Annotated in this window: 12 protein-coding genes; 7 read left to right on the top strand and 5 right to left on the bottom strand. The window is 63.9% G+C overall.

Annotated elements, in window-relative coordinates:
• The coding region (locus A2J03_RS21185; protein WP_156520496.1) for a MerR family transcriptional regulator at positions 1-247 on the bottom strand (247 nt) is incomplete at its 3' end.
• Positions 248-341: 94 nt separating this feature from the next.
• Between A2J03_RS21185 and arcA the strand changes: the two genes are divergently transcribed.
• On the top strand, positions 342-1,586 hold the full coding sequence (arcA, locus tag A2J03_RS21180) for an arginine deiminase (protein WP_068377964.1): 1,245 nt from the start codon (positions 342-344) through the stop codon (positions 1,584-1,586).
• Between the two features lie 20 nt (positions 1,587-1,606).
• On the opposite strand, the gene arsC is transcribed toward arcA, so the two are convergent.
• On the bottom strand, positions 1,607-1,954 hold the full coding sequence (arsC, locus tag A2J03_RS21175; RefSeq protein ID WP_068377962.1) for an arsenate reductase (glutaredoxin): 348 nt from the start codon (positions 1,952-1,954) through the stop codon (positions 1,607-1,609).
• 54 nt (positions 1,955-2,008) lie between these two features.
• Here arsC and A2J03_RS21170 point away from each other — a divergent pair, with 54 nt between their 5' ends.
• The 4 genes from A2J03_RS21170 to A2J03_RS21155 all read left to right on the top strand — a co-directional run bounded on the left by A2J03_RS21170 (position 2,009) and on the right by A2J03_RS21155 (position 5,227).
• Positions 2,009-2,674, top strand: a complete 666-nt coding sequence (locus tag A2J03_RS21170) for an NAD(P)H-binding protein (RefSeq protein ID WP_068377960.1) — start codon at positions 2,009-2,011, stop codon at positions 2,672-2,674.
• Between the two features lie 12 nt (positions 2,675-2,686).
• Complete coding sequence (locus A2J03_RS21165) at positions 2,687-3,043, top strand: GntR family transcriptional regulator (protein ID WP_068377958.1); 357 nt, start codon at positions 2,687-2,689, stop codon at positions 3,041-3,043.
• 65 nt (positions 3,044-3,108) lie between these two features.
• Positions 3,109-3,540: a DoxX family protein gene (locus A2J03_RS21160; RefSeq protein WP_068377956.1), complete on the top strand. Its 432-nt coding sequence runs from the start codon at positions 3,109-3,111 to the stop codon at positions 3,538-3,540.
• A 100-nt stretch (positions 3,541-3,640) separates the two neighbouring features.
• Positions 3,641-5,227 (top strand): BCCT family transporter, encoded by a 1,587-nt coding sequence (locus A2J03_RS21155; RefSeq protein ID WP_068377954.1) that lies wholly within the window; start codon positions 3,641-3,643, stop codon positions 5,225-5,227.
• A 55-nt stretch (positions 5,228-5,282) separates the two neighbouring features.
• Here A2J03_RS21155 and A2J03_RS21150 read toward each other — a convergent pair whose 3' ends face one another.
• Positions 5,283-6,818 carry a dolichyl-phosphate-mannose--protein mannosyltransferase gene (locus A2J03_RS21150; protein WP_068377950.1) on the bottom strand — a complete coding sequence of 512 codons (1,536 nt, stop codon included), beginning with the start codon at positions 6,816-6,818 and terminating at the stop codon, positions 5,283-5,285.
• Positions 6,819-6,862: 44 nt separating this feature from the next.
• On the opposite strand from A2J03_RS21150, the gene rsmI reads away from it, so the two are divergent.
• Entirely contained in the window at positions 6,863-7,690 is an 828-nt protein-coding gene (gene rsmI, locus A2J03_RS21145) for a 16S rRNA (cytidine(1402)-2'-O)-methyltransferase (protein WP_068377948.1), read from the top strand.
• Positions 7,691-7,697: 7 nt separating this feature from the next.
• On the opposite strand, the gene A2J03_RS21140 is transcribed toward rsmI, so the two are convergent.
• Positions 7,698-8,126 carry an SRPBCC family protein gene (locus tag A2J03_RS21140; RefSeq protein ID WP_068377946.1) on the bottom strand — a complete coding sequence of 143 codons (429 nt, stop codon included), beginning with the start codon at positions 8,124-8,126 and terminating at the stop codon, positions 7,698-7,700.
• Positions 8,127-8,140: 14 nt separating this feature from the next.
• Positions 8,141-9,163, bottom strand: coding sequence for an alpha/beta hydrolase (locus A2J03_RS21135; protein ID WP_231912637.1), 1,023 nt, complete (start codon positions 9,161-9,163; stop codon positions 8,141-8,143).
• Positions 9,164-9,297: 134 nt separating this feature from the next.
• On the opposite strand from A2J03_RS21135, the gene A2J03_RS21130 reads away from it, so the two are divergent.
• On the top strand, positions 9,298-10,572 hold a 1,275-nt coding region (locus A2J03_RS21130; RefSeq protein ID WP_068377941.1), incomplete at its 3' end, for a WS/DGAT/MGAT family O-acyltransferase.

Below are 10,572 nucleotides of genomic sequence, written 5' to 3'. Positions count from 1 at the left end.
GCTCTTCCGGCAAATCGGCCAAAGCGTCGCGGATTCGGGCAAGAGGTATGCCGACCTTCTGCGAGATGCGAATGAACGCGACTCGCCGCAGCGTGTCTCGGTGATACCGACGTTGGTTCCCCGACGTGCGTCTACTCGTGATGAGGCCCTGCTTCTCGTAGAAGTGCAAAGCGGACACGGCAACTCCGCTGCGTTCGGAAAGCTGCGCGGGAGTGAGTTCGCGGACTTTCCAGTCGGGCATCGGCATAGCTCGACGTTACTCGAGCTTGTCCCGGTGAGTGAAGGGGTATGGCCCGCAGCAACCACGCGCGCACCGGGCGCTGAGCGCCTACGGTTAGGCGATGACTGCAGAACTTGGTGCCGACTCGGAGGTCGGAACCCTGCGTACGGTGATGCTTCACAGGCCTGGCGACGAGCTGCGGCGCCTCACGCCGCGCAACAACGATCAGCTGCTGTTCGACGGCGTGCCGTGGGTCGACCGGGCGCAGCAGGAGCACGACGCGTTCGCCGAACTCCTGCGCAGTCGCGGCGTCGAGGTGCTTCTACTGTCAGACCTGCTCACCGAGGCGATGACGGTCAGCGGGGCGGCGCGTATGCAGGGTATCTCCGCGGCGGTGAACGAGCGACGCCTCGGCCGTGCGCTGGCCCGTGATTTGGCCGCGCACCTGCGCGGTGTGCCCGCGCCGGAGTTGGCATCGATACTGATGGCCGGAATGACCTTCGACGAGCTCCTCGCTGCGGAGTCCGGTGAGCCGGAACTGCCTGGCGCGTCCCTGGTTCGGCGAATGCACCATGGTGGCGACTTCGTCATCGACCCCTTGCCGAATCTGCTGTTCACGCGTGACTCGTCGTTCTGGATCGGTAATCGCGTGGCGATCACGTCGCTGGCGTTGCCCGCGAGGCTGCGGGAGACGACGTTGACCGATCTGATCTATGCGTTTCATCCGCGTTTTCTCGGAGTTCGGCGTGCGTACGAATCGCGCACGGCGCCGGTCGAGGGCGGGGACGTGCTGTTGCTTGCTCCCGGTGTCGTGGCGGTCGGTGTCGGTGAACGGACGACGCCCGCAGGCGCGGAAGCTCTGGCTCGTAGTCTGTTCGAGGACGGACTCGCACACACCGTGCTGGTCGTTCCCATCGCGCAGGAGCGGGCGTCGATGCACCTGGACACCGTATGCACGATGGTCGACATCGATGCGGTCGTGATGTATCCGGCAATTCAGGATACGTTGTCCGCGTTCACTATCCGCAAGGAAGAGGCCGGGGTGACCATCCGTGGCGCCGACCCGTTCCTCGAGGCGGCCGCGGACGCGATGGGCATCGGCAAGCTCCGTGTCATCGACACCGGTCTCGACACCATCACCGCAGAACGCGAGCAATGGGACGACGGCAACAACACCCTCGCACTCGCCCCGGGTGTCGTCGTCGCCTACGAGCGCAACGTCGAGACCAACGCCCGGCTCGAGGCGTCGGGAATCGAAGTGCTGCGGATCAGCGGATCGGAACTCGGCTCGGGCCGAGGCGGTCCCAGGTGCATGTCGTGTCCGGTGGCCCGGGACAGTGCGGGGGCGCCGCCTGTGCGTTCGTGATGGTGACCGCGCACAGGGTGTCAGAGGACCTCGCGCACCTTGTCGGCGGGCCGCGCGAGAACGGTTCCCTTGTCCGTCACCACGATCGGCCGCTCGATGAGGATCGGATTGTCGACCATTGCTGCGATCAGGTCGTCCTCGGAAGCGTCCTTCAGGCCCAGCTCCTTGTACACGGCCTCTCTCTTCCGAATGGCCTGCGACGCAGTCATACCCGCATCGTCGAGCAGTTTCCGAAGTCCGTCCTTGGTGGGCGGCGTCTCGAGATATTTGACGACCGTGGGCTCGATCCCGGCTTCCTGAATCAGCTTCAGCGCAGTTCGGGACGTGTTGCACCTCGGGTTGTGGTAGATCGTCGCAGTCGAAGTCATGGTCGTAGATAGTGCCATTGTTTGTGAACCGTGGGTGTCGGGTAGGCGAAAGCAATGACTGATCGACGAGTAGTGATTGCCGGAGGCCACGGAAAAATTGCCCAGCACCTGATCCAGGTACTGACCGCGCAGGGAGATCGCGCCGTTGCGCTGATTCGAAACCCAGAGCACACCAACGCCGTTACTGCCCTCGGTGCGCTGCCGGAGGTCGTGGATCTGGAGAACGCGTCGGTGGACGAGGTCGCGGCGCTTCTGCACGACGCCGATGCCGCGGTCTTCGCAGCAGGCGCAGGTCCGTCCGGTGGAATCGAACGCAAGGACACCGTCGACCGCGCAGCTGCGGTGCTGCTGGCTGACGCGGCGGAGAAGGCGGGTGTGACCAGGTTCGTCCAGATCAGCTCGTTCGGTGCCGGTGAAGCCGTCGACGACGACGCCGAGGACACCTGGAAGGCATACATCTCGGCAAAGACCGCAGCCGAGGACGACCTGAAGAGCCGCACCGCGCTCGCATGGACCATTCTGCGGCCCGGCGGTCTCACCGACGACGAACCGACCGGCCACGTCACGCTGTCCGCGCCACCCCTCGACCGGGGTACGGTGCCTCGCGCCGACGTCGCTGCAGTGATAGCTGCGTTGATCGAGACGCCGTCGACGGCTGGGAAGACGCTGATGCTGACGTCAGGCACGACACGTATCGAGGACGCTGTCACCGGCGTCTGATAGACACTGCGGATGCGTGTTCACATCGATGCAGCGTCGAAGGTTCCCTTGTTCGAGCAGGTACGTGTCGGGATCCTCGATCAGGTTCGCAGCGGTGAGCTGATTGTGGAAACGAAGATCCCGACCGTACGAGGGTTGGCGGCGGAGCTGGGCATCGCCCCGCACACGGTTGCAAAGGCGTACAAGGAACTCGAAACGCAGGGCGTCATCGAAGCTCGCGGACGGCTCGGCACGTTCATCGCCTCGGGTGGCGACCCCACGGAGGACAACGCCGCGCGTGCCGCGATGGCGTACGTCGCAGAGCTCCGGGCGCTCGGGCTCACGGACGACAAAGCTCGGGCCTTGCTCGAGACGGCACTACGCAGCTAGGTTGACGCTTCAACCAAACTGTGTCAGGGTTGTGCCGTCCTGTTGCCGTGCCCGAAGGATCCCACATGAACTCGTCCATTTTCCGCGACATCGCAACCCTGGTGGCCCGTGTCGGCCTCGGGATCGTATTCATCGCCCATGGCTGGCAGAAGCTGAACACCAACGGACTCGACGCGACCAAGGCCGGCTTCGAGGGCATGGGCGTCCCGCTGCCGATGGTGTCAGCGTATTTCGCAACGTTCGTCGAACTGGTCGGTGGCGTGGCCCTCGTCGTGGGCATCTTCACCCCGATCGTCGGCATCCTACTGTTTCTGGACATGCTCGGCGCATTCTTGTTCGTGCACTACGACCTGGGCGTATTCGTCTCCGAAGGCGGCTACGAACTGGTTGTCGCACTGGGCGTCGGCGCACTTCTCCTCGCCGCGACCGGCGCGGGCCGATTCAGCCTGGACGGCGTGTTCGGCGGCAAGACCAGTTTCGTGAAGGCGCGCGCGTAATAAGTTTGCGCAGGTAAACCCTGGGGTCCTCGCATTTCGCTGCCGTAAAGATCTACGCGTTACCAGGTGAATGCCCACCTCGAAGTGCTTAGGTGATTCAATGGCAACGAATACCGAGCGACCTCAGGGTTCAGCCGGGTCCGACCCGAACTTCCTTCCAGGCAGTCGACCTCGCACCGACTTCCTGGTCTTCGGTATCTCCGCAGTCATCACCGCCGCGATCCTGATCTGGGGGCTGGTGGCTGCGGATTCACTCGAATCGACCACGACGTCGATTCTAGGATGGCTCGTCACCAACATCGGCTGGCTCTTCATTCTCGCCGCGTCGGGATTCGTCGTGTTCTCGATCTACTTGGCGGTCAGCAAGTTCGGCAAGATCCCGCTCGGCAACGACGGTGAGAAACCGGAATTCAACACCGTCAGCTGGATTGCCATGATGTTCAGTGCAGGCATGGGCATCGGGTTGATGTTCTTCGGCGTCGCAGAACCGTTGGCGCACTTCGTCAGTCCACCTCCGGGATCCGACGGGACGATCGGAGCCGCGATGGCGACGACGATGTTCCACTGGAGTCTGCATCCGTGGTCGATCTACGCCGTCGTCGGTCTCGCTGTCGCGTACGGGACTTTTCGTCGCGGCAGGAAGCAACTCATCAGCTCGGCGTTCATTCCGATTCTCGGGCGCCGCGCGGAAGGTCCCATCGGCAAGGTCATCGATATTCTGGCGATCTTCGCGACCATGTTCGGTACGGCGGCGTCACTCGGTCTCGGCGCATTGCAGATCGGTTCGGGTTTCGAAGTTCTCGGGTGGCTCGGTGAATCCGGAACGTTGCTTCTCGTCGCGATCGTCGCACTGCTGACGCTCGCGTTCGTTGCCTCGGCGGTCTCCGGCGTCGCCAAGGGAATTCAATGGCTGTCCAACATCAACATGGTCCTGGCGCTCGTGCTGGCCGTGTTCGTGTTCGTTCTCGGCCCGACGGTGTTGATTCTCAACCTGATTCCGACGACCATCGGCGATTACGCCAGCCAGCTCGTGCACATGTCCGCGCGATCCGCCGCATCGGGCGACGGCGGCGAAACAGCGAGCTGGTTGTCGTCGTGGACCATCTTCTACTGGGCGTGGTGGGTGTCCTGGACCCCGTTCGTCGGCATGTTCCTGGCCCGGATCAGTCGCGGTCGAACTATTCGCGAATTCGTCATCGGTGTCATTCTCGTCCCGAGCACGGTGAGCCTGGTGTGGTTCTCCGTCTTCGGCGGCGCAGGCATAGCCGAGCAACAGAACGGGATCGACCTGGCCGGTCGGGACAGCAGTGAGTCGCAGCTGTTCGGCATGCTCGAAAATCTGCCGATAGCAGGCATTTCCAGTGTCCTGGTCATGATCCTGGTAGCCATCTTCTTCGTCTCCGGTGCCGACGCGGCATCGATGGTGATGGGCACACTCAGCCAACACGGCAGCATGGAACCGAGCAAATGGGTGGTCGTCTTCTGGGGAGTTCTCACCGGCGGGATCGCCGCGCTGATGCTGTGGACCGGTGGCGCGGACGCGCTGAACGGTTTGCAGACCATGACGATCATCGCTGCTGCCCCGTTCGTGCTGGTCATGATCGGGTTGTGCATCTCGTTGTACAAGGATCTGTCGCAGGATCCGATGGTCGCGCGTGTCCCCAGTGGCACGGTTGAGCGCACGTGAGTGCACTCAACCGCGCCACTGCGGCGGAGCCGCCCGAGTTACTGCGGCGGAGCCGCTAGCGCCAGCTGGGTAGCCACAGCTGCCGCTGCCACAGCTCGGGCGTGATCGGCATGCCCGTCAGAATCGGCCACAACCAGATGAAGTTCGCGATCACGAGGCCGAGGTAGAGGCACACGAGCATCAATCCGGTGCCTCTACGTTCGGCCGACGATCGGGCTCGGCCGATGACTTGGCCGAGGACGAGCGCGATTCCCATGACCATGAACGGCGCGAGAGCGACGGCGTAGAAGTAGTACATCTGTCGGTCGAGCGTCGCGAACCAGGGGAGGTAAGCCGCGCCGTAGCCGGTCAGAACCACTGCGAATCGCCAGTCTCGACGAACCAGCATCATCCACAGCGACCACAGCAGCATGGGGACCGCGAGCCACCACATCGCCGGCGTTCCGATGAGCATGATCGCTTTGACACATGAAGTTGCCGAGCAGCCTTGAACGGCGTCACCCTCGGCGAAGTAGTAGAGCATCGGCCGCAGGCCCATCGGCCAACTCCACGGCTTCGATTCCCACGGATGGATGTTGCCTGCCGAATTGGTCAGGCCCTCGTGGAAGGAGAGGACGTTGCCGCTGTAGTACCAGAGCGAACGCAACGCCCCCGGCACGAACGAGAATGGCCCGTCGGTGCCGATCTGATTGCCGACGGCGTGGCGGTCGACGCTGGTCTCGCTCGCGAACCACCCTGCGTACGTGCACAGGTAGACGATCACGGGGATGACGACCAGCGCGTAGAGCGCGGGCCCGATGTCCCGGACGGCAGTGCCGATCCACGGTCGCTGCACGCCGTTCGCGCGGCGGGCTGCAACATCGAAGGCGACGGAAAGCAGTCCGAAGAACGCGATGAAGTAGAGGCCGGACCATTTGGTTCCGCACGCGAGGCCGAGCAAGATGCCAGCACCGAACCGCCACCAGCGCACGCCCATTCGAGGTCCGAACCGGCTTGCGTGCATTCGGCCTTCGCTGCGGACCGTCGCCATTCGTCGGCGGACGTCGTCACGGTCGACCACGAGGCAGCCGAGAGCGGCGGTGACGAAGAACGCGAGGAAGATGTCGAGCATCCCGATCCGCGACGAGACGAACGTGACTCCGTCGGCGATCAACAGGATTCCCGCGATGGCCCCGACGAGCGTCGATCTGGCCAAGCGCCTGACGATGCGAATCACGATCAGCACCAGCATGGTTCCGGCGAACGCCGCGGAAAATCGCCAGCCCCACCCGTTGTACCCGAAGATGGCTTCGCCGACCGCGATGAGTTGCTTGCCGACCGGCGGATGGACGACCAGACCGTAGCCCGGATTGTCCTCGATCCCGCCCCCGGTCCACACCTGCCATCCCTGCGGGGCGTAGTGCTTCTCGTCGAACACCGGGGTGCCCGCATCGGTCGGGTACCGCAGCATCGCAAACCGGGTGATCGCCGCGATCGTCGTGATGACGAGCGTCACGATCCAGCCCCGTCGACGGTCGGTGTCGCGATAGAAGTCGGCCGCGGGTGCGCTCGGGCCGGGACTGACGACGAACCGCTCGGTCAACAAGGCCACGTACCGATCGTAGGGGGCGGCGGGATGTGCGAGAGACTGGGAGGATGCTGATCCTTGCCGCTACCCCGATGGGCGACGTGGGTGACGCGTCCCAGCGACTACGCGACGCGCTGGCCACAGCCGACGTCGTCGCAGCTGAAGACACCCGCCGTACCAAACACCTGGCGTCGGGACTCGGGGTGACGATCACCGGAAAGGTGGTCAGCTTCTACGACCAGGTCGAGACGGCGCGCCTTCCCGGTTTGGTCGACGCCGTTCGAGACGGCAAGTCGGTCCTGCTGGTCACGGATGCGGGCATGCCGTCGGTGAGTGATCCTGGATATCGCTTGGTCGCCGCCTGCGTCGACGCCGACCTCCCGGTGACGTGTCTGCCCGGCCCGTCGGCGGTGACGACGGCGCTGGCGTTGTCCGGCCTGCCCGTCGAGCGCTTCTGCTTCGACGGGTTCCCGCCGCGCAAACAGGGCCAGCGAAGCAAGTTCTTCGAGTCGCTGAAGTCCGAGTCGCGCGCATGCGTCTTCTTCGAAGCCCCCCATCGCCTCGCTGCGTGCCTCGCCGACGCCGTCGCAGTCCTCGGCCCGGATCGCCGGGCCGCTGTCTGCAGAGAGCTCACCAAGACCTACGAGGAGGTCAAGCGTGGAACCCTCGGCGAACTCGCCGCGTGGGCCGAAGATGGCGTGCGTGGCGAGATCACCGTTGTTCTTGCCGGTGCCGTGGCGGTGGCGTCGGAACCGGAAGATCTCATCGACGACGTCGAACAGCTCGTGGCGTCGGGCATGCGGTTGAAGGATGCGTGCGCGCAGCTGGCTGTCGACGGCGTCAGCAAGAGGGAGTTGTACGAGGCGGTGCTCGCCTCCCGGGTGGCGGGAGTGTAGCGAGGTCTCAGCCGAGGACTTGTTGCCGTAGTCCTTCGGTTGCGGCCTCGAGAATCGTCTTGGTGCCCTTCTTCACGAGGAACCCCGGGAGGGGGATCTTCGGGTCGACGGTCAACGAGAACTTCACGTGCGTGCCTTTGGCGGACGGGGTGAGTGTGTACTCGCCGTGCTGCGCTTTCTGCTGGGTGCTCTCGACCAGATCCCAGATCACCTTGTTGTCCGACCACGTGTACTCGACGGTCTGCTCGTCGTTGATTCCGAGGATCGAGACCTCCATCTTCACGTGATGGGGCTTACCGTCGTCGAACCGGTCGACGACCTCCACCTTCTTGTGGACGGGTGACCACGCCGGGATCCCTTCCACATCTGCGAGTACTTCGAGCACTGCTGCCGCATCGGCTTCGATGTCGACCTCTTTGTCTGCTGTGACTGCCATGGGGACAACGTAACTCAGGCGGAGTCCTGCGCAAACCGAATCGCGCTACGCGAGCGAACGAACTGGCCGATCGTGCGTAGAGCGTGCTGCGCTTCGGGGAGAAAGTCGGCCGCCTGGAACACGTGAACCTGGTCTTGCCACACCTGCAGTTCGCAGTCGACGCCGGCGGCCACCAGACGGTCGGCCATGAGTTCGGCGTCGGCGAGCACGATTTCGGTCGACCCTGCCTGAATGAGAACCGGCGGAAGGCCCGTCAGATCGGCGTCGACCGGCGACACACGTGGGCCGCGGGTGCCCTCGACGACGATGCGGGCGTCGACGCGGTCGGCCAACATCGTGAGCGCGGGGACTGCACCCGCGGGGAACACCGCGCATCGAGAGGCGTTGTCGTGCTCGAGCTTGCCCGTCGGATCCATGTTGGTCAGTGGGGACATCGTGACGATTCCCGCCGGCGTCGGAAGATCGAGATCGCGCAGCATCAGAGCGACCATGAAGGCCAGGTAGCCGCCCGCTGAATCGCCTGCGATGAAGATCTGGTCCGGCCGGTACCCGGAATCGAGGAGGTAGCGGTAGCCGTCGACTCCGTCTTCCACCGCGTGCGAGATCGGGTTGCGCGGCATCATGCGGTAGTCGACCGACAGAACGGGCGCATCGACGCTGTGAGAGACACGAGAGGTGAGCCGCCGGTGCGTGTTCAGGCCGCAGCAGACGAACGCGCCACCGTGCAGGTACAACACGACCCGGTCGTTCCCGACGCCCTCGGCGCGGATCCATTCCGCCTCGCACTCGGCCAGCATCACCGACCGATACTCCGTGCCCTTCAACGGCGGGACCAGCATTCCCGCGTAGTCGACGAGTCCCATCGGCCAGGGCAGGCCAGGCGCCTTCGACCACACGGTCAGGAAGGGGCGGACCGTGAGCTGCAGGTAGACCGCGAGAGCGCGTGAGCTCACGCTTCGGCCACGGACTTCGACCCTGGCGGAGGTACCCTTCGGCGACGACTTGGGTTGTTTCAGTGCGGAGAGCACGGTGTTCATCGTCCTCGCCTCCTCTCGTACAACTTTCTTGGGACCCTCTGTAACAGACATTATCCTGTGATCTAGGTTGCATTAACGTGAGATCGTGTTCGATGTCACACCGTGATCGAAACTAGGCGCAAAGGTGATCGCACATGGCGCTCATGCCCGTAACCGAATCCGTGTTCCTGATCGCCGAGTCCAGAGAACACCCGATGCATGTCGGCGGGCTGCAGTTATTCGTACCTGCTGGGGAACCTCACGACCTTGCCGACTTGATCCACACACAGTTCACAAAGGGTGAGGTGCACGAGCTGTTTCGTAAGCGCCCCGGCAGGCCGGTCAACGTCATGGGCGCGCTCGCCTGGTCACGCGAGGACGATATAGATTTCGAATATCATGTTCGACGCGTGGTCCTGCCTGCGCCCGGACGCATCCGCGAGCTGTTTCAGTTCATCTCCCTCAATCACGGCACCCCGCTCGACCGCTATCGTCCGATGTGGGAACTGCACATCATCGAGGGACTCGCGGACGGGCGAATCGCGTTGTACACCAAAGTGCACCACTCGCTCGTCGACGGTGTCTCGGCATTGAAGCTCATGATGAACACGCTGACGACCGATCCCGACGACCGGAGCGGCGTCGCAACGTGGGATCCGTCGCTGTTCCACTCGAAGCCTGCACCCAAGCCGTCGACGGCCCTCGAGGCGGTGTCGGGCGGCCTGTCGTTGGGGCGCAAGATCGTCGGCGATTTGGCGGACTTCGTACCGGCCGCCGCGCGACTGGGTGTGCGCGCGTTGAAGAACGAGGGCGCCCAGCTGCCGCTTCGGGCGCCGCGAACGATGTTCAACGTGCCGATCGGCGGAGCTCGACGGTTCGCTGCCGAAAGTTGGTCGATCACGCGAATGACCAAGGTGGCCAGGGCATTGGACGTGACGCTGAACGACATCGTCCTCGCCATGTGCGCCGGTGCCTTGCGCGGCTATCTCATCGACGAGGAGGCGCTTCCCGATTCGCCTTTGATCGCAATGGTTCCCGTATCTCTACGCAAGCCCGGAGAGGACTGCAGCCAGGGTAACTCGGTGTCGACCATCCTGTGCAATCTCGGTACGCACGAATCGGATCCGCTCGAGCGGCTGGCGTGTATCACCGACTCCACCGTCAAGGGCAAGGACATGATGCGGGAGTTCAACACTCTCGAGTCCCTGGCGTTCGGGGCCGCGACGATGTTGCCGCTGCTGTTCGGGGCGGTCCCGGGATTCGTCAACAACACTCCACCGCCGTTCAACGTCATCATCTCCAACGTGCCCGGCGCGAAGGACGAGTTGTATTGGAACGGAGCACGTCTCGACGGGGTCTACCCGGCCTCCATCGTGGCCGACGGCATGGCGCTCAACATCACCGTCGCCAGTAGCGCAGATTCGCTGAAT

It is taken from the genome of Rhodococcus sp. EPR-157, assembly GCF_001647195.1.
Lineage (GTDB): Bacteria > Actinomycetota > Actinomycetes > Mycobacteriales > Mycobacteriaceae > Rhodococcoides.
Note: the sequence above shows the minus strand (reverse complement) of the source record. Positions and strands in the feature narration are given on the sequence as shown.